The organism is Ensifer sp. R1-3 (assembly GCF_056739175.1).
In genome coordinates, this window is sequence record NZ_CP096515.1 from 2,256,044 (window position 1) to 2,281,102 (window position 25,059).

The 25,059-nt window shown below is 63.8% G+C and carries 21 protein-coding genes, 1 tRNA gene and 1 riboswitch; of the genes, 11 read left to right on the plus strand and 11 right to left on the minus strand.

Translation table 11 applies throughout. The features are described from left to right. Positions 1–79: 79 nt before the first annotated feature. Positions 80–3,742: a peptidoglycan-binding protein gene (locus M1D43_RS10895; protein ID WP_153313165.1), complete on the minus strand. Its 3,663-nt coding sequence runs from the start codon at positions 3,740–3,742 to the stop codon at positions 80–82. 449 nt (positions 3,743–4,191) lie between these two features. On the opposite strand from M1D43_RS10895, the gene M1D43_RS10900 reads away from it, so the two are divergent. From M1D43_RS10900 to M1D43_RS10910, 3 genes are all read left to right on the plus strand, one after another. Continuing rightward, the gene (locus tag M1D43_RS10900; protein ID WP_153313166.1) at positions 4,192–5,988 is read left to right on the plus strand and encodes an acyl-CoA dehydrogenase C-terminal domain-containing protein; all 1,797 of its coding nucleotides are present in this window, start codon (positions 4,192–4,194) and stop codon (positions 5,986–5,988) included. Positions 5,989–6,094: 106 nt separating this feature from the next. Continuing rightward, positions 6,095–7,303, plus strand: a complete 1,209-nt coding sequence (locus M1D43_RS10905) for an acetyl-CoA C-acetyltransferase (protein WP_003530141.1) — start codon at positions 6,095–6,097, stop codon at positions 7,301–7,303. Between the two features lie 21 nt (positions 7,304–7,324). Further along, entirely contained in the window at positions 7,325–9,538 is a 2,214-nt protein-coding gene (locus M1D43_RS10910) for a 3-hydroxyacyl-CoA dehydrogenase NAD-binding domain-containing protein (RefSeq protein WP_153313167.1), read from the plus strand. A gap of 90 nt (positions 9,539–9,628) precedes the next feature. Here M1D43_RS10910 and M1D43_RS10915 read toward each other — a convergent pair whose 3' ends face one another. After that, the gene (locus M1D43_RS10915; RefSeq protein WP_013843925.1) at positions 9,629–10,102 is read right to left on the minus strand and encodes an SRPBCC family protein; all 474 of its coding nucleotides are present in this window, start codon (positions 10,100–10,102) and stop codon (positions 9,629–9,631) included. 124 nt (positions 10,103–10,226) lie between these two features. Here M1D43_RS10915 and M1D43_RS10920 point away from each other — a divergent pair, with 124 nt between their 5' ends. Next, on the plus strand, positions 10,227–10,736 hold the full coding sequence (locus M1D43_RS10920; protein ID WP_153313168.1) for a winged helix-turn-helix transcriptional regulator: 510 nt from the start codon (positions 10,227–10,229) through the stop codon (positions 10,734–10,736). 122 nt (positions 10,737–10,858) lie between these two features. On the opposite strand, the gene M1D43_RS10925 is transcribed toward M1D43_RS10920, so the two are convergent. Continuing rightward, positions 10,859–11,944, minus strand: coding sequence for a calcium:cation antiporter (locus M1D43_RS10925; protein WP_003530148.1), 1,086 nt, complete (start codon positions 11,942–11,944; stop codon positions 10,859–10,861). A 225-nt stretch (positions 11,945–12,169) separates the two neighbouring features. On the opposite strand from M1D43_RS10925, the gene M1D43_RS10930 reads away from it, so the two are divergent. From M1D43_RS10930 to M1D43_RS10945, 4 genes are all read left to right on the plus strand, one after another. Beyond that, positions 12,170–12,826 carry a S24 family peptidase gene (locus tag M1D43_RS10930; protein WP_107608008.1) on the plus strand — a complete coding sequence of 219 codons (657 nt, stop codon included), beginning with the start codon at positions 12,170–12,172 and terminating at the stop codon, positions 12,824–12,826. A 9-nt stretch (positions 12,827–12,835) separates the two neighbouring features. Beyond that, a complete protein-coding gene (locus M1D43_RS10935) occupies positions 12,836–13,642 on the plus strand; it encodes a thermonuclease family protein (protein ID WP_107608007.1) in 807 nt (268 codons plus the stop codon). 112 nt (positions 13,643–13,754) lie between these two features. Further along, positions 13,755–14,165 carry a tellurite resistance TerB family protein gene (locus tag M1D43_RS10940; RefSeq protein WP_003530154.1) on the plus strand — a complete coding sequence of 137 codons (411 nt, stop codon included), beginning with the start codon at positions 13,755–13,757 and terminating at the stop codon, positions 14,163–14,165. Between the two features lie 78 nt (positions 14,166–14,243). Further along, positions 14,244–15,056: a sterol desaturase family protein gene (locus tag M1D43_RS10945; protein ID WP_127539931.1), complete on the plus strand. Its 813-nt coding sequence runs from the start codon at positions 14,244–14,246 to the stop codon at positions 15,054–15,056. 35 nt (positions 15,057–15,091) lie between these two features. Here the strand turns inward: M1D43_RS10945 and M1D43_RS10950 are convergent, their stop codons facing one another. The 3 genes from M1D43_RS10950 to M1D43_RS10960 form a co-directional block, all read right to left on the minus strand. Further along, positions 15,092–15,925, minus strand: a complete 834-nt coding sequence (locus tag M1D43_RS10950) for a transporter substrate-binding domain-containing protein (protein WP_014528923.1) — start codon at positions 15,923–15,925, stop codon at positions 15,092–15,094. Positions 15,926–15,954: 29 nt separating this feature from the next. Then, positions 15,955–16,029 (minus strand) — tRNA-Gly (locus M1D43_RS10955). A 49-nt stretch (positions 16,030–16,078) separates the two neighbouring features. Continuing rightward, positions 16,079–17,176: a 2'-deoxycytidine 5'-triphosphate deaminase gene (locus M1D43_RS10960; protein ID WP_003530160.1), complete on the minus strand. Its 1,098-nt coding sequence runs from the start codon at positions 17,174–17,176 to the stop codon at positions 16,079–16,081. Positions 17,177–17,251: 75 nt separating this feature from the next. Beyond that, a riboswitch (SAM riboswitch) is annotated at positions 17,252–17,330 on the plus strand. Between the two features lie 43 nt (positions 17,331–17,373). Between M1D43_RS10960 and M1D43_RS10965 the strand changes: the two genes are divergently transcribed. Beyond that, the gene (locus M1D43_RS10965; RefSeq protein ID WP_127539933.1) at positions 17,374–18,558 is read left to right on the plus strand and encodes an O-succinylhomoserine sulfhydrylase; all 1,185 of its coding nucleotides are present in this window, start codon (positions 17,374–17,376) and stop codon (positions 18,556–18,558) included. Positions 18,559–18,593: 35 nt separating this feature from the next. On the opposite strand, the gene M1D43_RS10970 is transcribed toward M1D43_RS10965, so the two are convergent. Beyond that, positions 18,594–19,205, minus strand: a complete 612-nt coding sequence (locus M1D43_RS10970) for a CDP-alcohol phosphatidyltransferase family protein (RefSeq protein WP_153313169.1) — start codon at positions 19,203–19,205, stop codon at positions 18,594–18,596. Between the two features lie 189 nt (positions 19,206–19,394). Here M1D43_RS10970 and apaG point away from each other — a divergent pair, with 189 nt between their 5' ends. Continuing rightward, positions 19,395–19,787 (plus strand): Co2+/Mg2+ efflux facilitator ApaG/CorD, encoded by a 393-nt coding sequence (gene apaG / locus M1D43_RS10975; RefSeq protein ID WP_003530166.1) that lies wholly within the window; start codon positions 19,395–19,397, stop codon positions 19,785–19,787. Between the two features lie 16 nt (positions 19,788–19,803). On the opposite strand, the gene M1D43_RS10980 is transcribed toward apaG, so the two are convergent. The 3 genes from M1D43_RS10980 to M1D43_RS10990 form a co-directional block, all read right to left on the minus strand. Continuing rightward, positions 19,804–20,796: an Hsp33 family molecular chaperone gene (locus M1D43_RS10980; RefSeq protein WP_153313170.1), complete on the minus strand. Its 993-nt coding sequence runs from the start codon at positions 20,794–20,796 to the stop codon at positions 19,804–19,806. A gap of 366 nt (positions 20,797–21,162) precedes the next feature. Then, on the minus strand, positions 21,163–22,074 hold the full coding sequence (gene argF, locus M1D43_RS10985) for an ornithine carbamoyltransferase (protein WP_003530170.1): 912 nt from the start codon (positions 22,072–22,074) through the stop codon (positions 21,163–21,165). Between the two features lie 74 nt (positions 22,075–22,148). Continuing rightward, complete coding sequence (locus tag M1D43_RS10990; protein ID WP_010968636.1) at positions 22,149–23,348, minus strand: aspartate aminotransferase family protein; 1,200 nt, start codon at positions 23,346–23,348, stop codon at positions 22,149–22,151. A 408-nt stretch (positions 23,349–23,756) separates the two neighbouring features. Between M1D43_RS10990 and M1D43_RS10995 the strand changes: the two genes are divergently transcribed. Next, positions 23,757–24,278 (plus strand): GcrA family cell cycle regulator, encoded by a 522-nt coding sequence (locus M1D43_RS10995; protein ID WP_107608004.1) that lies wholly within the window; start codon positions 23,757–23,759, stop codon positions 24,276–24,278. A 95-nt stretch (positions 24,279–24,373) separates the two neighbouring features. Here the strand turns inward: M1D43_RS10995 and phoB are convergent, their stop codons facing one another. Further along, positions 24,374–25,057 carry a phosphate regulon transcriptional regulator PhoB gene (gene phoB, locus M1D43_RS11000; RefSeq protein ID WP_153313171.1) on the minus strand — a complete coding sequence of 228 codons (684 nt, stop codon included), beginning with the start codon at positions 25,055–25,057 and terminating at the stop codon, positions 24,374–24,376. Positions 25,058–25,059: the final 2 nt, after the last annotated feature.

Consider the following 25,059-nt stretch of genomic DNA (forward strand, 5'->3'; position numbering starts at 1 on the left):
TTTTCAGGGACATGCGCGGCCCCGCAGGCACGCCTGCGGCCTTATGGCACCACGACATGCGCGGAACCGCTCAAACGGTTCAGCTGTTCCGCTTCAAAAGCTCCCGGACCAGCCCATCGGTGATCTCACCGGTCGGCTCCTGGCCGACCGATTTCTGAAAGGCCTTGATGGCGGCAGTCGTCTTCTGGCCTACCTGGCCGTCCGGCTTGCCGGCATCGAAGCCGTTATTGTTGAGGATCGCCTGGATGTTGCGAACGGCTCTGGTCATATCGACGGTGGCCGTCTTGGTCGGTGGACCGACCCAGGCATCCGGAACCTCCACCGTGTTCGCCTCGGCGTCGAGAGGCTGAGCCTTCCAGGCGTCGACTTTTGCCTTGGCACTCGAAAGCTCCTCGGGCTTCAGCGCCTTGGCGATCTCATCGCGCTTTTCTGCCGCATCCTTGTCACCGTCGCGGGCCGCGATAGCAAACCATCTGTAGGAATCTTCCAGATTTCGGGCCAGACCGTCGCCCCGCGCATAGAGGACGGCGAGGTTGAACTGGCTGTCGCGAACGCCGAGATTGGCGGCTTTCTCGAACCATTTGGCCGCTTCGGCGAGATCCGGCGCGCCGTCCCGGCCGCCGGCGAGCATGACGGCGAGATTATGGATCGCACTGGCGTTGCCGGCCGCAGCCGCCTTGAGATAGAGCGCCTTGGCCTTTGCTGCGTCGCGCTGAACGCCCGCGCCCTTCTCATAAAGGTTGGCGAGCCGGTACTCGGCCGGTACCACGCCGGCGTCGGCGGCGCGCTGATACCATTTGACGGCTTCCGCCCGATCTTCCCCGACACCCCGCCCTTCCGTGAAGCGGGCGCCTATTTCGTAGAAGGCGAGAGGGTCGCCGCCCTTGGCCGCGGTTACGAGCGCGGGCGGTCCGAAGCCCTCCGGCAGAACGATCTCGCTCATCTTGGCCGGCTCAGCGGCTGAACTTTCTGAAGACGGCTGCAAGGTCGAGATGGGTCCAGGCGTTTGCGCCTCCGCCGGCCGCATCAAGGCCGCCTGGCCGTCGCCAACGCCACCAATGGCCTCGTCAATCTTGCCGGCCTCGGCGGCGGCTGGCTGCGTTGGCGGTTGTTTTGCCGCTATCGCCGGCGCATCCGTCTTCTCCGCACCGGCAGGAGCCCTAGGCTCTTCCCCAATCTTCGCGGTAGCTGCCGTTTGGACGACGCGGTCGACGGCGGCCTTCGGCTCCGCAACCTCTGCCCTGCGCTCGATCGCTGCAACCGGCGGAGCGCTCGGGGCCTCCTTGCCTTTCAGCACCGTGCTGACGAGCGGATAGGACATGATCGCGAGCAGCACGGCGCCGACCGCAATCAGGATCGGACGGCGGTGGCGGGCGAGCGCGCCGCCGACGGCGGATGGCGCCTTGCTTTCCTTGACGCGGTTGAGCGTATCGGATTCCTCGACGGCCAGCTGCGCCGCGCGCCGCGCGGCAGCGATGAAGTCCGCCTTTTCGCCCTCGTTCGCCTCCTGCGCGCCACGGGCAATCTGACCGGCACGGACGCGCTCGAGGATCTTCTTGACGTCCGGCACGCCGGAGCCGGGCTCGAGGAGCTGATTGGCATCCTCGGGAGCGAGCATTTCGGAGGGGTCGATCGAGGGGGCGGGCTCGACCATCTGCCGCGCCTGGATCGGCATTCCCTCGTTCTGCTTCGGCGCGAAGCGCCGGGTCAGACCGGCAAGCAGGCCCGTCTTCGCCGCACGGGCCTCCACCTTGATCTCGCCGTCTTCGACCATTGCGACTTCGGCGGCATCATTCGCCTCAGCCGCGGCCGCCACCGGTGCGTGGATGGAGGTTTCGCTTTCGGCCGCGAGCGCGTGTGCCGCGCGTTCCACGTCCTCGTCGCGTTCCGCCTTCGTCAAAGTGCCCGCGGCTTCGAGGGGCGCAGCCTTGGGCATCGGAGCATGAGAAGCCGGAGGCTCCCGCTCTTCCAGCCGCTCCAGTTTCTCGGCGATATGGACGAGCGTTTCATGCAGCGCCTCGAAGGTGCGCGCGGTCCGTTCGTCGCTCGAACGGCTGAGTTCCTCCAATGTACGCAGATCCTCGGCGAGCGCCGAGATGGCCGCCATGTCGGTACTCGCCGCCATCTGCGGTGCGGTGTTTCTGGAATATGCCTCCATCACCGCTTCCGCGGCCTGCCGGGCAGCCTCGATAATATACTCGTCGCTGGTCGCGAGATAGTCTTCCAGCGTATTCATGCGGCTCTCGAATTCCGCGGGCACGCCTGCCGTCTCACCGTGGGACTGGCTGATCAGCGTCGAGAGATTTCCGATCTGAGCTTCGAGATTGCGCAGCGCCTGCCGGTCGTCGAAGGGCGCGGCATGCGTCTCCTCCAGGCGCTGGGCGATACCTGCCAAGCGATCCTCGAGGCGATCGAAGCGCGTGTCCGCCGAGGGCTCGACATTGCCCGCAAGCCCATCGATACGGCGGGCGAGATCGTCGAGGCGCTCAGCCAATGCATCGGTGATGCTGTCGCCCGAGAGGGCTTCGATCTTCCGGGAAATGTCGGCAAGACGATCTGTAAGATCCGGCTCCGCGCCTGGCCGATTGTGCTCCAGCACCGCGGAAAGCTGGTCCAGGCGCTCTTCCAATCGGGCCGCCGCCTTCTCGCCGGCAAGGTCCTCTACGCGAGCTGCCAGCGCCTCGATCCGCGCGCCGAGGCCGGAATCGACGGGATTGGAGAGGGTGTCGATCTGCCGGGACAGATCGCCGAGCCTGTTCTCCAGACGATCAACGAATGAACCGTCGGTGCCGGCCACATTACGGCTGCCGGCGGCGATCGCCCGGCTGATCTCATCGAGCCGCCTGTCGAGATCGGCGAATTGCGGGGCCAGGCGCCTCTCGTCCGGCTGGATCTGGCGTCCGAGCATCTCGATCGCCTGGGCGACCGCGACAAGCTTGCTCTCGAGGACCTCGACTCCGGCGCCCCTGTCCAGGGAATTGATCTGCGCCTTGATCTCGTCGAGCCGGTAGGCGAGCGCGACCAGCTCATCGTCGCGGTTCTGGTCGAAGGCGTTCAGCCGGTCCTCGACGCCGGTCCAGCGGTTTTCCATGCGGCGCATGCTGTCTTCGCGAGCGAGGCCTTCGAGCATTGACCTCAGGTCATCGAATTCGATCCTGAGCGCATCGGCCTCGGCGGGCGAAGCCTGCCGGCCAAGTTCCTTGATGCCGGCCGAAAGCCGCTCGATATCGTGCCGCACGTCCTCGGCGAAACGGCGGTCCTGGGCGGCTTCGGCCTTTATGCCCCGGATTTCCGACCGCAGCGCATGCATCTCGCGGGAGAGGCCGTCATCGAGGTCGCGCTTCAGCTCATGCCTCAGACCGACCAGCGCCTCGGCGATATCCGCTGCAGCCGAAGAGCGTCCCGATGGCGCGGCTGCTGCCTGAGGAGGCTGGTAGCGTGCCTCTGCCGCGAGGCGGGTCGGAGCGAGGCGGTCGGATTCGCTCGGCGCAGCGCGTTCGCGCAGCGGCGACCGCTCGCGCGCCGCATTGAGCGCCCGCTGGCGGTCGATGATCTCGGAGACCGCTTCGCTCGGGGCCGGACGCGGCCGCTCGGGCTGCCGCGTCTCGCGGCTGACGCTGCTCATGAGCCCCTCGATGCGCGCTTCGAGCCCTTCGATGGTGCGGTTCAGGGCATCGAGCGACGGCCGGTCGCCATAGGACGGGCTGCCCATGCGCTGAGAAGTGGATCGCGATCCGTTCATTGCCTCTTCGCCCCTGTGTCGCTTTGGCCCTATAAATTCGACCGTCACCGAAGCCGCCGAAGGAGCCCGGGCTTCCCCGGCTATCGCCCCAACTTCGGCGGCACCGCCGATGTGGGCAAAGCCGCAACAATGCAAAGACGGGACCGGTTGCAGCTTTGACCATCTCAAAGCGCACAATTCATTAAACGTGGTAAATAAGCCGTTAACCGATCCGATTTTTAACGATTTATTGTCGCCCGGTCCGCCGCCATCTCCTGCCCGATGGTCACTTGGGGCGGCGGGAGGCAGGAGCGAAACTTTCGCTTCGCGGGAATTTTGACGTTTACGCAAACGTCAAAATTCGATAGCATCCGTTCAAGTCGCACACCGCCACGGGTGCGCGCTCGACACAGTGGGAAGCGGGTCTGCCGTGCGGCGCGGCCCGAAAGGACATCAAGGCGAGGAAAAGCATGCCCATCTACAAGGCTCCGGTCGACGACACCCTGTTCATCCTCAACGACGTGCTCGGCATCGAGCGCTACCACAATCTCCCCGGCTTTGCTGATGTGACGCCGGACATGACGGCCGCGATCCTCGGCGAGGCCGCAAAGCTCGCAGAAGAGGTCCTCTTCCCGATCAATCTTTCCGGCGACCAGGAGGGCTGCAAGCGTCACGAGGACGGCTCCGTCACCGTACCCAAGGGCTTCAAGGAAGCCTACGACCTTTATCGCGAAGGCGGCTGGCTTGGCCTTGCCGCCCCGGAAGAATTCGGCGGCCAGGGCCTGCCCTACACGCTCCACACCGCCGTCGGCGAATTCATGTCCGCGGCCAACATGTCGCTTATGATGTATCCGGGCCTGACGCAGGGGGCGATCGCGGCGATCCTGGTGCATGGTTCCGAGGAACAGAAGCGGGCCTATCTGCCCAAAATGGTCGACGGCACCTGGACCGGCACGATGAACCTCACGGAGCCCCATTGCGGCACCGACCTGGGCCTGCTGCGCACCAAGGCCGCTCCGAACGGCGACGGCTCCTACAGGATCTCCGGCCAGAAGATCTTCATCTCCGCCGGCGAGCACGACATGGCGGAGAATGTCGTCCACCTGGTGCTGGCCCGCATCGAGGGCGCGCCTGATGGTGTAAAGGGCATCTCGCTCTTCATCGTGCCGAAATTCAAGCTCGACGCCAGCGGCGAGCCGGGCGAACGCAACGGCGTTTCCTGCGGCGCGATCGAACACAAGATGGGCATCCACGGCAACGCGACCTGCGTCATGAATTATGACGAGGCGACCGGCTACCTGATCGGCACGGAGAACAAGGGCCTCAGCGCCATGTTCGTGATGATGAACGAGGCCAGGCTTGCCGTCGGCATGCAGGGGCTTTCGATCGCCGAAGTCGCCTATCAGAATGCTGCGAGCTACGCGCGCGAACGCATCCAGGGCCGCTCCCTCTCCGGCCCCAAGGCGCCGGACAAGAAGGCCGATCCGATCATCGTCCATCCGGACATCCGCCGCACGCTGATGACGATCAGGGCCTTCAACGAAGGCGGCCGCGCCTTCACGCTCTGGACGGCGCTGAAGTCGGACATCGCCCATCGTTCAGACAGCGAAGAGGAGCGCCAGACGGCGGACGACATCCTCAGTCTGATGACGCCGATCCTCAAGGGCGTGCTGACGGACAAGGGCTTCGATCATGCGGTGATGGCGCAGCAGGTCTTCGGCGGCCACGGCTATATCGAAGAGCACGGTATGAGCCAGTATGTGCGCGACGCCCGCATCGCCATGATCTACGAGGGTGCCAACGGCATCCAGGCGCTCGACCTTGTCGGCCGCAAGCTCGCGATGAACGGCGGCCGCGCCGTCATGGCTCTGTTCAAGGAGATCGGCGACTTCTGCGAGGAGAACCGCGGCGACGAAAAGCTCTCGGGCTACACCAAGGCCTTGAAGAAAGGGCTGAACGACCTGCAGGCCGCGACGATGTGGTTCATGCAGAATGCCATGGCCAAGCCCGACAATGCCGGAGCCGGCTCTACCGACTATATGCATCTCTTCGGCCTCGTCGTCCTCGGCTATATGTGGGCGCGGATGGCGAAGACGGCGGAGGAGAAGCTTGCCGCTGGCGAAACGCAACGCGCGGACTATCTCAAGAACAAGCTGATCACGGCGAGGTTCTTCATGGAGCGCATCCTGCCTGAAACGGAGTTGCGCAAGATCCGTATCGAAACCGGCGCCGACACGATGATGGCGCTGGACGCGGCCGCGTTCTGATTTCAGACTGGAGCCGGATCGAAAGCGAGAAGCGGCTTCCGCCCGAATCCCGCTCCGATTGATAATGCGCGGCCCGAGGAAACGCCGCCGAAAGGGAGATCAAGAGATGACGAAAGTCTTCGTTTACGACCACGTGCGCACGCCGCGCGGCCGTGGCAAGAAGGACGGCGCGCTGCACGAGGTGCCCTCCGTGCGGCTCGCCGCCAAGGTGCTCGAGGCCGTGCGCGATCGCAACGGGCTCGACACTTCGACGGTCGACGACGTCATCATGGGTTGCGTCGACCCGGTCATGGATGCGGGTGCGGTCATCCCGAAAGCTGCAGCCTTCGAGGCCGGCTATTCGACGCGTGCGCCCGGCATGCAGATCTCCCGCTTCTGCGCCTCCGGCCTCGACGCGGTCAATTTCGGCGCCGCGAAGATCGCCCAAGGAGCGGACGACATCGTGATCGCCGGCGGCGTCGAGTCGATGTCCCGCGTCGGCCTGGGCATGTCGGGCGGCGCCTGGTTCATGGACCCCTCGGTCAACCTGCCCGCCTATTTCATGCCGCAGGGCGTTTCGGCCGACCTGATCGCCACGAAATACGGTTTCTCGCGCGACGACGTCGACGCCTATGCGGTGGAAAGCCAGAAGCGCGCCGCCAATGCCTGGGAGAAGGGCTATTTCAAGAACTCGGTCGTCCCGGTCAAGGACCAGAACGGCCTGGTCATTCTCGACCGCGACGAGCATATGCGCCCCGGCACCGACATGCAGGCACTGGCCTCGCTCAACCCTTCCTTCCAGATGCCCGGCGAGATGGGCGGCTTCGAGGCCGTCGGCATCCAGGCGCATCCGGAGATCGAGCGCATAAACTATGTCCACCACGCCGGCAATTCCTCCGGCATCGTCGATGGCGCCGCTGCCGTGCTCATCGGCTCCAAGGCCGGCGGCGAAGCCATGGGGCTCAAACCCCGCGCCCGCATCCGCGCCTTCGCCAATATCGGCTCCGACCCGGCCCTGATGCTGACCGGGCCGGTCGACGTCACCGAGAAGCTCCTGAAGCGGGCCGACATGAAGCTCTCCGACATCGACCTGTTCGAGCTCAATGAGGCCTTCGCGGCCGTCGTGCTGCGCTACTGCCAGGCTTTCGACATCCCGCACGATAAGATCAACGTCAATGGCGGCGCGATCGCCATGGGCCATCCGCTCGGCGCGACCGGGGCGATGATCCTCGGCACCGTGCTCGACGAGCTGGAGCGCCGCGACCTCAACACGGCGCTGGTGACGCTCTGCATCGGCGCCGGCATGGGCACCGCCACGATCATCGAACGCGTCTGATCCGATCCCGGGAGAGAGAATATGTCTTACACGAACTTCAAGATCGAAACCGACGCCGACGGCATTGCGCTGGTCACCTGGGACATGCCCGACAAGTCGATGAACGTCTTCACCGAAGAGGTGATGAAGGAACTCGACGCCATTATCGATCAGACGACCGCAGATCCTGCCGTCAAGGGCGTGGTCATCACCTCCGGCAAATCCTCCTTCTCCGGGGGTGCCGACCTTTCGATGATCAAGTCGATGTTCACCTTCCAGGCCGAGGAAAAGAAGAAGGACCCGGACAACGCGGCCCGGAAACTTTTCGACCTCGTGGGCCGGATGACGGGTCTCTTCCGCAAGCTCGAAACCTCGGGCAAGCCCTGGGTGTCGGCCATCAACGGCACCTGCATGGGCGGCGCCTTCGAGATGTCGCTCGCCTGCCACGGCCGTGTCGCCTCCAATGCGAAATCGGTGAAGATCGCGCTTCCCGAGGTCAAGGTCGGCATCTTCCCGGGCGCCGGCGGCACCCAGCGCGTTCCGCGGCTGACCAATACGCAGGACGCGCTGCAGATGATGACGACCGGCTCCTCGCTCACGCCGGCGCGGGCAAAGGCCATGGGGCTCGTCCACGAGGTGGTCGATCCGGACAAGCTGATCGAGGCTGCCAGGGCGATGATCAAGAACGGCCTGAAGCCGGTTCAGCCCTGGGACGAGAAGGGCTTCAAGCTGCCGGGCGGCGGCATCTGGACGCCCGCCTCCGCGCAGCTCTGGCCGGCCGCCTCCGGCATCCTGCGCCGCGAGACCTACGGCAATTACCCCGGCGCGATCGCGATCCTGAAATGCGTCTATGAGGGGCTGCAGGTTCCCTTCGATACGGCTTTGAAGATCGAGCAGCGCTATTTCACCGAAATCCTGCAGACGACCGAAGCCTTCTCGATGATCCGGTCGCTGTTCGTCTCGATGCAGGAACTCGGTAAGGGCGCGCGCCGGCCGGCCGGTGTACCGAAGACCGAGCTCAAGAAAGTCGGCGTCGTCGGCGCCGGTTTCATGGGCGCCTCGATCGCCTATGTAACCGCGGCAGGCGGCATCCCCGTCACCCTCATCGACCGCGACATGGAAGCTGCCGAAAAGGGCAAGACGCATTCGGAAGGCCTGGTCAAGGACGCGATCGGTAAGGGACGCTTGACCAAGGAGGATGGCGAAGCGCTGCTTTCGCGCATCACACCTTCGGCGGACTATGGCGATCTCAGGGATGCCGGCCTCGTCATCGAGGCGGTCTTCGAGGACCGGCAGGTCAAGAAGGACGTGATCGAGAAGGTCGAAGCGGTGATCGCCGAGGACGCGATCTTCGCCTCCAACACCTCGACGCTGCCGATCACCGGCCTCGCCAGGAATTCCAAACGCCCGGACCGGTTCATCGGCATTCATTTCTTCTCGCCGGTCGAGAAAATGATGCTGACCGAGGTGATCCTCGGCAAGGAGACCGGAGACCGTGCGCTCGCGGCCGCGCTCGACTATGTCGCGGCGATCAGGAAGACGCCGATCGTCGTCAACGACACGCGCGGCTTCTATGTCAATCGCTGCGTCTTCCGCTATATCCACGAAGCCTATGACATGCTGATCGAGGGCGTACCGCCGGCGATGATCGAGAACGCCGCCAAGATGGCCGGCATGCCGGTCGGACCGCTGTCGCTCAACGACGAGGTGGCGATCGACCTCAGCCAGAAGATCCTGAAGGCGGCCGTTGCCGATCTCGGCGACAAGGCCGTCGATCCCAGGCACATGGCGCTGATCGACAAGATGGTCGACGAACTCGACCGGCGCGGCCGCAAGAACGGCAAGGGTTTCTACGAGTATCCGGCAAAGCCGGCCAGGAAATATCTCTGGCCGGGCCTGAAGGAGCTCTACCCGCAGAAGGATGCCGGCGAGATCGAGGTCGGTGTGCTCAAGCAGCGCCTGCTCGTGACGATCGCACTCGAAGCCGCGCGTACGATCGAGGAGGGCATCGTCACCGACCCGCGCGAAGCCGATGTCGGCTCGATCCTCGGCTTCGGCTTTGCGCCCTACACCGGCGGCACGCTCTCCTACATCGACGGCATGGGTGCGAAAGCCTTCGTCGAGCTTTGCGAAAAGCTCGCCGCGGACCATGGCGACCACTTCCGGCCGACGCCGCTTTTGAAGGAGATGGCGGAAAAGGGCGAAACCTTCTACGGGCGCTTCGACCCGTATGGCGCGGGGCAGAAGGCGGCATAAGCCGCCAGGCCAGCCGCACGCCGCAAACATTGCCTCTTCCGGTCATTCTCGGCAGCCGCGAATGACCGGAAGAGGAACCTGTTCAAGGTTTCAGGCCGGTTCAGCCTTCTCACCGAGCTCGGCCGCCAGAAATCCGATCAGTTGCTCCCATCCCTCGCGGCGATATTCCACCTTGTCGAGCCCATCCAGGAACGCCCCCTGCTCCGTGAAGACGACGCGTGTGCCGGTGCCTTCCGGTATGAGGTCGACGGTCGCGATCGACGCGGAAAGCCGCTGCTCGTCCTTCGCCATGGTATAGGCCGAGACGATCCGCCGGTTCTCGACGATGTCGAGATAGACCGTTTCGTTGAAATAGAAAGTCTTCCCGTCCTGGCTGAACCGGCCGCTTTCCCGGCCGCCGATGCGGAAGTCGTGGCTATATTCGGCGACGGGCCAGTTGTCGGCCTTGACGAACCAGCGGTCGTGCGCGGCAGGGTCGGCAAAGGCCTCGAAGACCTGTTCCGGGGGTGAATTGAAAACGCGTTCAATGGTGAAGTCCGCATGTTCGACAGAAGCTTTGGTCATGATCTTCTCCTCCTTGTCAGTGCAACTGGTTGCTAAATGAAAGCAGTTGCAGATTAGCTCCACCGATGCAATAATGCAAGCAGTTTTAGAGCGGATGCTCCGCTCCCGTATTTCAGAGACCAGAATGACCGATGACCATCGCTCGGGTTGCCCGATCAATCTCTCGCTCGAAGTGTTCGGCGACAAATGGAGCCTCCTGATCATTCGCGACATGATTTTCGGCGGCAAACGCCACTTCCGCGAGCTCTTGCGCTCGCAGGAAGGGATTTCCACCAACATCCTCGCAGACCGGCTGAAAACACTTGTCGAGATCGGCATGCTGACGAAAGCGGACGATCCGAGCCACAAGCAGAAGGCGATCTACAGCCTGACGGAAATGGCGATCGCGCTGGTGCCGATCATGGCCCATCTCGGCGCCTGGGGCCGGCGCTACCTGCCGGTCACCGCGGAACTCAGCATTCGCGCGCAACTGATGGAGGAGGGCGGCCCCGAGCTCTGGGAGCGTTTCATGCGGGAATTGCGTGCCGAACACCTCGGCGATCCCCTGCCGGAAGGCCCGTCCGTGCGGCAAACGCTGCAAGCCGCCTATGACCGCGTGGTGGCGCGCAAGGCGATGGAAGAGCAGCCGGCCTGAGCATTAGAGCGGGAATGAGGAAAAGTGTGCGCGGTTTTCCGCCCGCATCCCGCGTCTCAACGTCTTGGAATCGATCACGGTCATGTTTTTAGGTCGACCAGACCTAAAAACATGACCGTGATCTAAAGTCCGAGGGCGGACAGCATGATGAAGGTCGCGAAGAGCACGAAATGCGTCATGCCTTCGATGGCATTGGTCTGGCCGTCATTGAGATTGATCGCGGCGGCGATGAGCGTCACCGCAACCATCACCGTCTGCACGGGCGACATGGCCATGATGAAGGGCTGGCCCGTATAAAGGGCAATCGCCTCCATGACGGGTACGGTCAGAATCACGGTCGAAAGCGAAGCGCCGAGCGCGATGTTCACCACTGCCTGCATGCGGTTGGCGAGCGCGGCGCGCATTGCCGTCATGACCTCGGGCGAAGCGGAGATCGCCGCGACGACGATCGCGGCCAGGGCCGGCGGCGCCGCCGTACCCTTGATCCCGGCCGACAGCAGCCCGGACATGATTTCGGCCAGAAAGCCGATCACCACCACGCCCAGGATGAGCACGACGACGGAAGGAAGCACCGGCTCGCCTTCCAGCCGGCTTGCCGCGGTTCCCGCTTTGGCGCGCGGATAGCTGTAACTGAAGAAGTAGCTGTGCACGCCAACCTGCATGCGCAGGAACAACGTATAGAGCACGATCATCGCGCCGATGGTGAAGGCGGAATAATAATGCCATTTCGACTGCGGCACGAATTCGGGAACGAGCATGGAAATGCCCATGGCCGTGAGGATCATGACGCTGTAAGTGCGGGCGGAATCGTCGTTATAGGGCTGCTCGCCATGTTTGAGGCCGCCGAGCAGCGCCGCAAGTCCCAGAATCCCGTTGATATCAAGCATCACTGCCGAATAGATCGTATCGCGCACCAGCGTCGGCGAAGTCTCGCCGGTCATCATGATGGCGAGGATGACGACCTCGACCAGCACCGCCGAAAGCGTCAGAATCATCGTGCCGTAGGGATCGCCCACCTTTGCGGCAAGCACCTCGGCATGATGGGCGACCCGCATGGAAGCAAGCACGATCGCCGCCACCATCAGGGCGGCACCGATAAGCGATGCGGCGCGACCGGCCTCGAGCAGATGATGCTCGACCGCGACGCCGGCAAGAGCAGCGAGAAAAGCGGCAACGAGATGCCGTTCCGATCTCAGTTTTGCAAGCAAGCACGCCTCTTGGCCCGGAGTGAAGCTGTTTTATTTAGCACAGCTGCGCAGGAGTTCACCCCTGAAGACCGCTGCGTCTGCCGTATGCCGTACTTTGACCGGATAGGAAGGACTATTTTCCTCGCTGTGCTTTACGGTCGCAAGGCGCTTGGCTAATGTATTCGCAGACGCGGAGCGGCTGGCTGTGCAGCCCGCATTCGCTTCTCCTTCCGAAGATGGGTCGACATGCTCTCACATGACAGCATCTGGCGCGCGATCGACGCATTGGCAGAGCGCCACCGGCTTTCGCCGTCGGGCCTTGCGCGGCGGGCCGGCCTGGACCCCACTTCCTTCAACAAGTCGAAGCGCCAGTCCACCGACGGGCGCGACCGGTGGCCCTCCACCGAGTCGATCGCGAAGATATTGCATGCGACGGGAGCGAGCGTCGATCAGTTCCTGGCGCTGATGGAGCCCAATGCCGCCGGCAGCGGAAGGGAAGATGCATCGGCAGCGCCGGGCATTCCGCTGATCGGTTTCGCGCAGGCCGGCGCCGGTGGTTTTTTCGACGACGGCGGCTTTCCGGTCGGCCAGGGCTGGGACACGATCGAATTCCCCACGCCCGAGCGGCGGCAGGGCGGTGCCTACGCTCTGGAGGTTCAGGGCGACAGCATGCTGCCGCTTTATCGCGACGGCGATGTCCTGATCGTCGACCCGAGCGCGCAGGTGCGCCGCAACGACCGCGTCGTGGTCAAGACGCGCGGGGGCGAGGTGATGGCGAAGGTGCTGGCCCGGCAGACGCCCCGCGGCATCGAGCTCGTTTCGCTCAACCCCGACCATCCCAACCGCAATTTCGAGATGAACGACGTGGAATGGATCGCCCGGATCATCTGGGCCAGCCAATAGGATCCTTCGATGCGGCCGAGGCTCTTCACCATCGCCGGCGGGCTTGCCGCCCTCGCCCTCTATGCCGGCATTCTGATGACCGGGGCCGCGGTCATCCGCAACCGCGACAGCGCCGCAGCGCCTGAGTTCGTGCTCGAAACGCCGGAAGCAGCGGTCGGCGAGCCGGTTTCGGAGGAGCCCCCCGCCGAGACCGAAGCCGCTCCCCCTGCCCCCGAACCGGATACCATCCCGGGCAAAGGCTCGCGCGTGGCGGTCAGGCCGGTCGAGCCGGGCCTCTTTGCCCAGCCGGAGGACGGAATCGCCAAACCGCTGGAACGGATCGCACCGAGGCCGCCGCTTTCGAAGACCGGGGAAAAGGAAAAACCCGCTTCCGCCGTCTTCCCGCGCCCGGTTGCGCTTGCCGCAGGGCTTGTCCGGTCCGGCGAGACGACCCTGCAGCTCAAGGATATCGAACCCGAAAAGGCGGAGAAGGTCTGCGAAGCGAACGGCAAGAGCTGGCCTTGCGGCATGGTCGCGCGTACGGCGTTCCGCAACTTCCTGCGGGGGCGCGCGCTCGTCTGCGATGGGGCGGATGGTTCCTCGCAAACCTTGAACGCGCGGTGCAGCGTCGGCGGCCAGGACGTGGCCGAATGGCTCGTCGGCAACGGCTGGGCGACGCCGCTGCCCGGCACGGCGCTCGAGCCGAAGGCCGAGGCCGCCCGGGGCGCCAGGCTCGGCTTCTTCGGGGACGACCCGCGCGATCTTGCCCGAGCGCCTCTCGCGCTCGACGATCCGGCTGCGAGCATCGCCCCGGAAGACGCCGCGCCGGACTTGTAAGGCTTGGAGCAAGTCCTTAACTGTCACCCACCATTGCAGGTCCGCCGAACCCGTTATGCACCCGTCGTGTATCGCGGCTCCAATGGGAACAACGAAAGGATCGAGAGGCAGGATGTCCGCAAGTCTCAGCCAGCACGAAGCCCTTGTCCACGTCATGGTCATGATGTCCGCCGTCGACCGGAACATGACCGACGACGAGATTGCACGCATCGGCGTGCTCGTGCGGTTCCTCCCGGCCTTCAACGGTTTCGACGAAGATCACCTGATCCATATCGGTCGCGAATGCGCCGCCCAGCTTGCGGCACCGGAGGGCCTCGACGTGGCGCTCGAAATGGTTCGCGAGGCGTTGCCGCAGCGGCTCTATGAGACGGCCTATGCCCTTGCGGTCGAGATCGCTGCCGCGGATCAGCGTATCCGCAACGAGGAAATCCGGTTGTTGCAGCTGCTGCGCGACCGTTTGGGCCTCGACAAGCTCGCCTGCGCAGCAATCGAGCGCGGAGCCATCGCGCGCTTCCGCAAGTAGGCTTCAGAAACAGGTCCTTGCCCGTTCCCGGCACGGAACAATATGCTGGGCCGGATTTGATGCAACGGGGATCGATGCATGCTCTATTTCGGTCTCGCCGAACCGGTCTGGCGGCTCGCGGCCTTTGCCGCCGCCTTCGCCGCACTGGCAGCGCTCGAACTTTTTCATCCGCGGCTGGAGAGGCCGGAGCTGATGCGGGCTCTGAAGGCACGCCGCTGGATCACCAACCTGTCTATTCTCGTCCTATCCTCCCTCCTGCTTCGCGTCGCCTTTCCCGCTGCCGCCACCGGCGTTGCTATCTGGGCTCAGGGACGCGGATACGGCGTGCTCCCGGCTCTCGGCGTCGCCCCGCCGCTTGCCGGCCTGATCGCCTTCATCGCGCTGGACTTCGCCATCTGGCTCGAACACGTCGTGTTTCACAAGATACCTGTCCTGTGGCGCATCCACCGCGTCCACCATGCCGATCCCGGGGTCGACGTCACCACAGCCCTTCGCTTTCATCCCCTCGAAATTCTGCTGTCGATGATCTGGAAGAGCGCGGTCATCATTCTGCTCGGCGCGCCCGCACTCGCCGTTCTCCTGTTCGAAATCGTGCTCAATGCCGGGGCGATGTTCAACCACGCCAATCTGCGTCTGCCGAAAGGCGCCGACGGGCTGTTGCGCCACGTCATCGTCACGCCCGACATGCACCGCATCCACCATTCCGTGGAAAAGCGGGAGACCGATTCAAACTACGGCTTCAATCTTTCGGTCTGGGATCGGTTGTTCTCGACCTACGTCGCCCATCCATCGCGCGGCGACGATGGGATCGAGACCGGGCTGAAAGCCTACGGGCGCATCGAGCCGATAAAGCTCCTGTGGTCGCTCGTGCTGCCGTTCCGGCGTGGGTAGAGCGAAATGACGGGATAGCCGCGAGTGGAGCCGCCTCAATAAATCCCGTCCGGGAAATAGCGAAGATAGATCTCCTCGAGCCTGCCGCTGCGTGAGAGCGCCAGCAAAGCGTGGTCGATCGCCTGGGTCAGGGCCGGCTCGGCCTTGCGGTTCATGATCGTCAGTCCCTCGCCAAGGAAGCGCTGGGAAAAATAGGAGCCCTCCAGCATGGCGCAGCATCCCCCGGCGAGGTTGCCGGAGACCCAGAAGGACAATTGCATGCCATCGGAGAACGCGGCCGCGACGGTGCCCCCGCGAAGCGCGGAGAGCAATGCATCCCGGTCCGGAAAGCCTTTGGCTTCGAGCTTCGGGAAAAATGCCTTCAGCATTGCCTCATGCGTGGTGCCGGAGACGACGCCGACGGGCTTTCCGGCAAGATCGGCAGGACCGGCGATCGCCCCGGCGGCCTTGGTGTTGACGACGAAGCGGGCGGGAAGTTGCATGAAGGCGCGGGAAAAGGCGAAACGCTGCCTCAGCTCCGAAGTCACGGCAATGCCGGCGGCAATCGCTTCCCCTTGCCCCTGTTCGAGGGCCGGCATGAGCTCCGGATAGGTCACTGCCTGGATCTGGCACTTGGCTTCGATCTCCAGCTCACGGCATATCTCGCGGGCGAGGTCGACATGGAATCCCGACAGCTTGCCCGACTGGTCGATGAAGTTGAAGGGCGGGAAGTCGACGGTGGTCAGGAAACGAAGCCTGGCAAGGCCGCTGAGGTCCGGCTTGGCAATCCGTTCGCGGGCATCGAACAGCCGGGGCAGTTCCTTCGGCTGCGCCAAAGCCAACCCCGGGGCGAGAACGGCCGACAGTACGAATATCCAGAGAATCCGCAGCGCTATGGCGCCTCTATGAAAGGAGGAATTGGAGCGGGTGATCGGGATCGAACCGACGACATCAAGCTTGGGAAGCTGGCGTTCTACCACTGAACTACACCCGCGACAGAACCGGAAATTTCCTCAACAGCCGCGATCTGTCAAGCACAATGCTCACTCGGCGCGAAAATGCTTGGAGAGCTTGAGCCCCTGCGCCTGATAATTGGAGCCGAGATCGAGGCCGTAAAGTCCCTCCGGACGTTCCAGCATGTGCTCGTAGACGAGACGGCCGACGATCTGCCCGTGCTCCAGAATGAACGGCACTTCGTGGCTGCGGACCTCGAGCACCGCCCGGCTGCCGCTGCCGCCGGCGGACGCATGGCCGAAGCCGGGGTCGAAGAAGCCGGCATAGTGGACGCGGAACTCGCCCACGAGCGGGTCGAAGGGCGTCATTTCGGCCGCATAGCGCGGCGGCACATGGACGGCTTCGCGGGACACGAGGATGTAGAACTCGTCCGGATCGAGCACGAGATCGTCGCGGCCGCGGCTGTAGAGCGGCTCCCAGAAGTCAAAAACGGCATGCTGGGCTTTCTTGTCCACATCGACCACCGATGTGTGATGCTTGCCGCGGTAGCCGATCAGGCCGTCCGGCCCGGTGCCCTTGAGGTCGATGGAAAGGGCGATGCCGCCGCCGGAAACGTTCGGCCGGTCGCTGGCGACGAGGACGTCGCTTTCGTGCAGAGCCAGCAGTTCCTGCTCGGAAAGAACCGAGTGGCCGATGCGGAAGCGTATCTGCGAAAGCCGCGAACCACGCCTGACTACGATCGGAAAGGTCCGCGGGCTGATTTCGAGATAGAGCGGTCCGCTGTAGCCCGCCGGAATCTTGTCGAACTCCTGCGCCCTGTCGGTAATCACGCGCGTGAAGATATCCAGTCGGCCGGTGGAGCTCTTCGGATTGGCGGAGGCCGACATGTCTGCCGGCAGCGAGAGGCTTTCCATCAGCGGCACGATGTAGACGCAGCCGGTCTCGAGCACGGCGCCTTCGCTCAGATCGACGACATGCAGCTTGAGCCGGTCGAGCTTGTCGGCGACCAAATGAGACGGGCCGGGCATGAAGCTCGCCCGGACGCGGAACGCCTTGGATCCAAGGCGAAGATCGAGGCTGGCCGGCTGGATCTGGTCATCATCCAGCACCTTTTCGCTCTTCAGCCGTCCCGAGGCATACAGCGCTGCAATTGCGCGGTCGGCCAAAATCCCTGTGTCGCGCCCCATTCCGATCCTCATTTACAGTTGCCAGACAAAACCAAACTCCGGGAATTGACGCAAGCGCGGCCAGGCAGTATTGGAGCTTTATCCCGTGGTGATTTGGCCGGTCGGCTTGCAGCCACGTTAAACAAGTAGCTAAAAAGGCCGGGTGTCAAACCGGTCGTTTCGCGGCCGGTTTTTTTGTTTTTGAAAGTGACGTTCTCATGAGCAAGAATTGGCGCCCGGCAACCCAGCTCGTCCACGGCGGAACGCTCCGCTCCCAGTATGGCGAGACCTCGGAAGCGATCTTCCTGACGCAGGGCTTCGTCTACGACAGCTCCGAAGCGGCGGAGGCCCGCTTCAAGGGCGAGACCGACGGTTTCATCTATGCGCGCTACGGCAGCCCGACCAACGACATGTTCGAGAAGCGCATGTGCATGCTCGAAGGGGCGGAAGACGCGCGCGCCACCGCCTCCGGCATGGCGGCGGTTTCTGCGGCAATCCTTTGTCAGGTGAAGGCGGGTGACCACATCGTCGCCGCCCGGGCGCTCTTCGGCTCCTGCCGCTGGGTCGTGGAAACGCTGGCGCCGAAATACGGCGTCGAGTGCACCCTGGTGGACGGTCGCGATCTCAAGAACTGGGAAGACGCGGTGCGCCCGAACACCAAGGTCTTCTTCCTCGAGAGCCCGACGAACCCGACGCTCGAAGTGATCGACATCGCCGGCGTTGCCAGGCTCGCCGATCAGATCGGCGCCAAGGTGGTGGTCGACAACGTCTTCGCCACGCCGCTGTTCCAGAAGCCGCTGGAGCTTGGCGCCCATGTCGTCGTCTATTCCGCGACGAAGCATATCGACGGCCAGGGCCGCTGCCTCGGCGGCGTGGTCCTCTCCGACAAGCAGTGGGTAGACGAGAACCTGCACGACTATTTCCGTCACACCGGCCCGGCCATGTCGCCCTTCAACGCCTGGACGCTGCTGAAGGGCATCGAGACCCTGCCGCTCCGCGTCAAGCAGCAGACCGAAAGCGCCCGCCGCGTAGCCGATTTCCTCGCGGAGCAGCCGCAGGTCGCCCGCGTCATCTATCCGGGCCGCAAGGATCACCCGCAGGCCGCCATCATTGCCAAGCAGATGAGCGGCGGCTCGACGCTGGTCGCCTTCGAGCTCAAGGGTGGCAAGGAAGCAGCCTTCGCCCTGCAGAACGCGCTTGAAATCATCCGGATCTCGAACAATCTCGGCGATTCCAAGAGTCTGATCACCCATCCGGCGACGACCACCCACAAGAACCTCACCGACGAAGCCCGCGCCGAACTCGGCATCTCGGCCGGAACGGTGCGCTTCTCGGCCGGTATCGAGGACAGCGAAGACCTCATCGAGGATTTCGCAAGGGCGCTGAAGGGCGTAAACGCCTGACCAACACCATGACGAAGCCCGCGTCAGCGGGCTCATCAGTCTTGCCTAAATGTCAGTCTTGCGAGAACGATCCGCGACAGCGCGGTATAGAGGCAGACGAGCGCGAAGGCCGTTGCGAATAACGGGAACCACGCAGGGAAAAGGCACGAGAGCAGAAAAAAGACGATCGTCTCCGTCGCCTCTGCGAGCCCCGTCGTGAAGTAGAGCGACTTCGCACCGCGCACCTCGGTCGTCAGGGCGCGCTTCTCGGCCATCACGGCATAGGCGAGGAAGCTCGCGCCGTTGACATAGAAGGCGAAGAGCAAAAACCCGCCGGCAAGACCGTTTGCGGCCGGATCTGCGATGATGAAACCAAGTGGAACGGCGCCGTAAAATGTGAAATCGAGAACGATGTCGAGAAAGCCGCCGAAATCCGTTTTCCGGCTCGCGCGGGCGACGGCTCCGTCAAGGCCGTCGCAGAGCCGGCTCACAAGGATCAGGGCGGCGGCAGGCAGATAAGCGCTGAGACCGATGAGCAGGGCTGCCGCAAGGCCAAGGCAAAGGCCGAGGATCGTGACGGCATCGGCACTGACCCCGCGGCCGGCCAGTGCGGCGCCGAGCCTGTCCAGAACCGGATCGAGCCGCCTGCGAAGCGCGCCGTCAAGCATAGCCGTTGCCTCCTAGATCACGATGTGATCGATTCCAAGAAGTTGGAGCGGGATGCGAGCGAAAACCGCGCACACTTTTCCTCATCCCGCTCCAGGGAATTTGATACCACTCGCACAATCTCGCCGTTATTCTTGACGAAACCATATTGCTGTAGAATACGCGTACGGATTTGAAACAGGGTGTTGCACATGTACCGCGCGCTGACACGCGACATCGAAGTGACGGTCGAGCCGTACTACCTGGAAGAACAGTCGGATCCCGACGACAGCCGCTATGTCTGGGGCTATCGCATCATCATAGCGAACCATTCCGGGCTCGCGGTCCGGCTGATGACCCGCTACTGGCACATTACCGACGAGAACGGTCAGGTGGACGAAGTGAGCGGCCCCGGCGTGATCGGCGAGCAGCCGCTGCTCAATCCCGGCGATACCTACGAGTACTCCTCCGGCTGCCCGCTGGATACACCCTCCGGCGTGATGTTCGGCCATTACAGCATGGAGGCGGAAGGCGGGGAGACTTTCGATGTCGCCATCCCCGCCTTCTCGCTCGATTCGCCGGGCCTCGTCCGCACGCTTAATTGATTCAGCGCGGCTGCCGCTATTGCGGACGGACCTCGCTCGCCTCGAAGCGGTAGGTCGTCGAGCAGAACTCGCAGGTGACTTTGATCAGGCCGTCCTCGACGCTGGCTTCGATATCCTCGTTGCCGAGCCCCACCAGGACGTCCCTGATCTTCTCGCGCGAGCAGCTGCATCGATCGTAGACCGCCTGCGGCTCATAGACGCGCACGCCGCGCTCATGGAACAGACGGTACAGCAATCGCTCGGTACCGACCGTCGGATCGGTGAGTTCATCGGTGTCGATCGTCTCGACCATCACCTTGGCTTCCGCCCAGAGGTCGTCCTCGTCGAAGAAATCCTCGTCGCCCTCGTCACCATCGCCGCCCGGCAGATCCGCCTGGCGCATCCGGTCCGGCGCGTCGGGGAGGAACTGCGCGACCATGCCGCCGGCGCGCCAGCGGTGCCGCGGCTTGCCGTTCTCGTCCTTGTCGAGAAGCTCGGCAACGGCGAGGCGCACCCTGGTCGGTATCTGCTCTGACTGGCGGAAATAGGCGCCGGCGATCTCCTCGAGCGTCGCCCCGTCAAGCGCGACGATGCCCTGATAGCGCTGCGTGTGCGCACCCTGGTCGATCGTGAAGGCGAGGACGCCGTTGCCCAACAATTCATGAGGCCGGACGCGCCCGCTCTTTTCGGCGTCGGCGAGCGCCTCCTTATCATAGCGGGCATAGGCGCGGACGCGGTCCGGCGTCGAGAAATCCGCGACCACGAGATCGACCGGCCCATCGCCCTGTGTCTGCACGATCAGCTTGCCTTCGAATTTCAGGGACGTGCCGAGCAGGACCGTCAGCACCACTGTTTCGGCGACGAGCCGCGCGACAGGGAGCGGGTAATTGTGCCGTTCAAGAATGGCATCGAGCATCGGGCCAAGCTGGACGGCGCGGCCGCGCACGTCGAGTCCCTCGACCTGAAAGGGCACAACCTGATCGTCACCGGCAAAATCGAACTCGCCAAGTCCCGGCGCTGTTTCTGTCATCGCTTGCTCCTTGCCTCGACCATGATCACGCGGATCGATTCAATCCGGGACGTGGCCATGACCCATTCCAAAAACTGCATGCGGGATGCGGGCGGAAACCGCTCGCTTCCTCTTCATGTCCGATACGGCTTGCATCGAGTGCACCGGTGCGCACCGGTACAACCGTCCGCCATTCCATTTGATCCCGTCATGGACGAATTTCTCCGCCGGCATTTGCTCTGCGTCGAAGCACCCCTTGGGCGCCAAGCACGTGATAGCCGGCGTGGGGCGACTGGCCGATTTGATGATCGGAGCCCCCGCTCACCGCCCTAGATCGTGTTGCACCGTGCAGATTTCAAGAGAACGCCTCGCGCCCGCCTCCAGCCGTCAGACCGCGCCCATGCACCAGGCGAGGATCGATTTCTGCGCGTGCAGCCGGTTCTCGGCTTCGTCGAACACCACCGACTGCGGGCCGTCGATGACCTCATCGGTCACTTCCTCGCCGCGGTGCGCCGGCAGGCAATGCATGAACAGCGCGTCCGGCGCTGCATGCTTCATTAGCGCGCCGTTGACCTGGTAGGGCTGGAAGACGTTGTGACCGCGGGCGCGATGTTCCTGGTTCATCGAGATCCAGGTGTCGGTGACGACGCAATGGGCACCGGCAACCGCCTGCTCCGCCTCGTGGCTGAGCAGGACCTCGGCCCCGTTGTTGCGCGCCCAGTTCAGGAACTTGTCATGCGGTTCGGAGCCGAGCGGCACGGCCATGTTCATGCGATAGCCGAAGCGCGCCGAGCCTTCGATCAGCGAGTGAAGCACGTTGTTGCCGTCGCCGGTCCAGGCGATCGTCTTGCCCTTGACCGGTCCCCGGTGCTCCTCGAAGGTCATGATATCGGCCATGATCTGGCACGGGTGCGTATCGTCGGTGAGCCCGTTGATGACGGGCACGGTCGCATGCTCCGCCATCTCCAGAAGCCGGCGGTGGTCGGTCGTGCGGATCATGATCGCGTCGACGTAGCGCGACAGGACCTTCGCCGTATCGCCGATCGTCTCCGCCCGGCCGAGCTGCATTTCGGTACCCGACAGAAACAGCGTCTCGCCGCCGAGCTGGCGCATGCCGACATCGAAGGAAACACGCGTGCGGGTGGACGGCTTCTCGAAGATCATCGCGAGCATCTTGCCGGCAAGCGGCTTCTCGGCAGTCCCTGCCTTGGTCGCCGACTTGCGGACGCGGGCATCGTCGATGATGGTCCTGAGGTCGGTGGCCGTCATGGCCGAGAGATCGAGGAAGTGTCTGGTCATACTGCCTTGTTTCCTGTCGTAGAATCCGTTTGTCGACCCCGCCCGGGCCGGTTCGATCCGAAACCTTCGGACGCTCAAGCCGCGGCGTTGCCGCTCTTGCCGCTCACCGCCTCCGCGGCGCGTTCGAGCCGTGCCAGTCCTTCGCGCGCCTCGGCCGGGGTGGTGATCAGCGGCGGCAACAGGCGCAGAACGTTTTCGCCGGCCGGGACGACGAGCAGTTTCTCGGCGCGGATCGCCTTCAAAAGGTCCGCGGAGGGCACCTTCGCCTTGATGCCGAGCATCAGCCCGTCGCCGCGGATTTCCTCGATCACGTCCGGAAAACGATCCTTTAACGAGGCGAGCCCCTGACGGAAGACGAGAGCCACCTCGCGCACCTGATCGAGGAAGCCTTCGGCGAGAACGACGTCGAGCACGGCATTTCCGACCGCCATTGCGAGCGGGTTGCCGCCATAGGTCGAGCCGTGCGTGCCCGCCACCATGCCGGCGGCCGCCGCTTCCGTCGCAAGGCAGGCGCCGAGCGGGAAGCCGCCGCCGATGCCTTTGGCGACGGCCATGATATCGGGTTTGATGCCCGCCCATTCATGGGCGAAGAGCTTGCCGGTCCGGCCTACACCGGACTGGACCTCGTCAAGGATCAGAAGCAGGCCGAACTCGTCGCAGAGTTCGCGCAGCCCTTGCATGAACTCCTTCGATGCCGTCCGAATGCCGCCCTCGCCCTGGATCGGCTCGACAAGGATCGCCGCGGTTTCTTCATTGATCGCGTTCTTGACCGCGCCGATATCGCCGAAGGGGACCTGATAGAAGCCCGGCGCCTTCGGCCCGAAGCCCTCGATGTATTTCTGCTGTCCGCCGGCGGCGATCGTCGCGAGCGTGCGGCCGTGGAAAGCACCTTCGAAGGTGATGACGTGGAACTTCTCGACGTGCCCCTTGGCGAAATGATAGCGCCGCGCCGTCTTGATCGCACATTCGAGCGCTTCCGCACCCGAATTGGTGAAGAACACCCGATCGGCGAAGGTCACCTGGGTCAGCCGCCGCGCAAGGCTTTCCTGCCCCGCAATCTCGTAGAGATTGGACAGATGCCAGACCTTGTCGGCCTGCGCCTTCAGCGCCTCGACGAGATGAGGATGGGCATGGCCGAGCGAGTTCACGGCGACACCGGCAGCGAAATCGAGATAGCGCGTGCCGTCTTCGGCGATCAGCCAAACGCCTTCACCTCGCTCGAAACGCAACGGCGCCCGCAGATAGGTGTCGTAAAGCGGCGTGGTTGCGGCCATGTCGAGCTCTCCTTCATTCCGGCGGCATCGGACTTCGGCCCGATAAAAATCAAAAATGCCGCCTTGCGGCGGCGACAGGCACTATTCCCATTTCGCACCGCGATGTCAACAAAACCAAGGTTTGCAGGCGCTTTGCGGATACCGATTCCGAAGCGCGAAAAAATCGCACTCTGGGACTTGCAAAAATGCAACGCTCCGACAGCAAGTTGGGGAAAACCGCGAAATCGATTCGGCGCGATTCCGGCGACTCTTGCCACGGAGTCACCCTGCCGGTAGGTTAACATTCAATTACTAGACGCATGCGGCGGACCTAGTCACCAAAAGTATTATCGCGTTGAATCTTCGGGGTTTTCCCGGAGAGCGGTGACGGATTCCGCCATCCCAACGCCGAGAACGGGGAGTGCAGAGATGAACTGGACTGACGAGCGGGTCGAGAAACTGAAGAAGCTGTGGTCGGAGGGCCTGAGCGCCAGCCAGATCGCGGCGCAGTTGGGCGGCGTCAGCCGCAACGCGGTCATCGGCAAGGTTCATCGGCTGAGCCTGCCCGGGCGCGCCAAGGCCGGCGGAAGCACGGCCGCTGCAGCCCGCCCCAAACGGGCGACGTCTGCCCCGCGCGCACCGAACTATGCTGCGCGTTCCGTAACCCGCACCGTAACCCGCACGGCCGGTGCGACCGCGCTCAAGGAAGAGCTCGCAGTCGACCTGGCGATCGACCAGGAGCTGCAGATCGACAGGAATATCGTCCTGCCGATGTCGCGGCGGCTGGAGCTCACGGAGCTTACCGAACGCACCTGCAAGTGGCCGATCGGCGACCCGCTCAAGGAAGAGTTTCACTTCTGCGGCAACGACTCCCCGGAAGCCTCTCCCTATTGCACCTTTCATGCCCGGCTGGCCTACCAGCCCTCTGCCGAGCGCCGGCGCATGCGCTGAGGCGCCTTGCTCATTCCGCTCTGGATGCACGACGAAAAATGGGGCCGGAAAGGCCCCTTTTTTCTTTGCCATGCCGTAAGCCGGCACCTTCGGTCTCAGCTCTCCAGCGAATAGCCCGCGCCGCGCACCGTCCGGATGACGTCGGGGATGTTGGAGAAGTTCAGTGCCTTGCGCAGACGTCCGACATGGACGTCCACGGTCCGTTCATCGACATAGATGTCGTGCCCCCAGACACCGTCCAGGAGCTGTGAACGGGAGAAGACGCGCCCCGGTGAGGACATGAGAAATTCCAGCAGCCGGAACTCCGTCGGGCCGAGGCGCACTTCGCGGCTGCGGCGGTGGACGCGGTGCGTCTCCCGGTCGAGCTCGATATCGCCGCAGCGCAGGAGCGTCGACAGAACCTCGGGCTTGGCGCGCCTGAGCATAGCCTTGACCCTCGCCATCAGTTCCGGCGTCGAGAAGGGCTTGACGACGTAATCGTCGGCCCCGGTGGCAAGGCCCCGCACGCGCTCGCTCTCCTCGCCGCGCGCCGTCAGCATGATGATCGGCAGGCGCTCCGTTTCCGGCCGCTGGCGCAGCCTGCGGCAGAGCTCGATGCCGGAAACCCCGGGCAGCATCCAATCGAGGATGAGAAGGTCGGGCAGGCGCTCCTGCAGGCGGATCTCCGCCTCGTCGCCGCGAAGGATCGTATCGACCTCGAAGCCTTCTGCCTCGAGATTGTAGCGCAGGAGAACGCTTAGGGCTTCCTCATCTTCGACTACGGCAATCTTCGGCAACATTC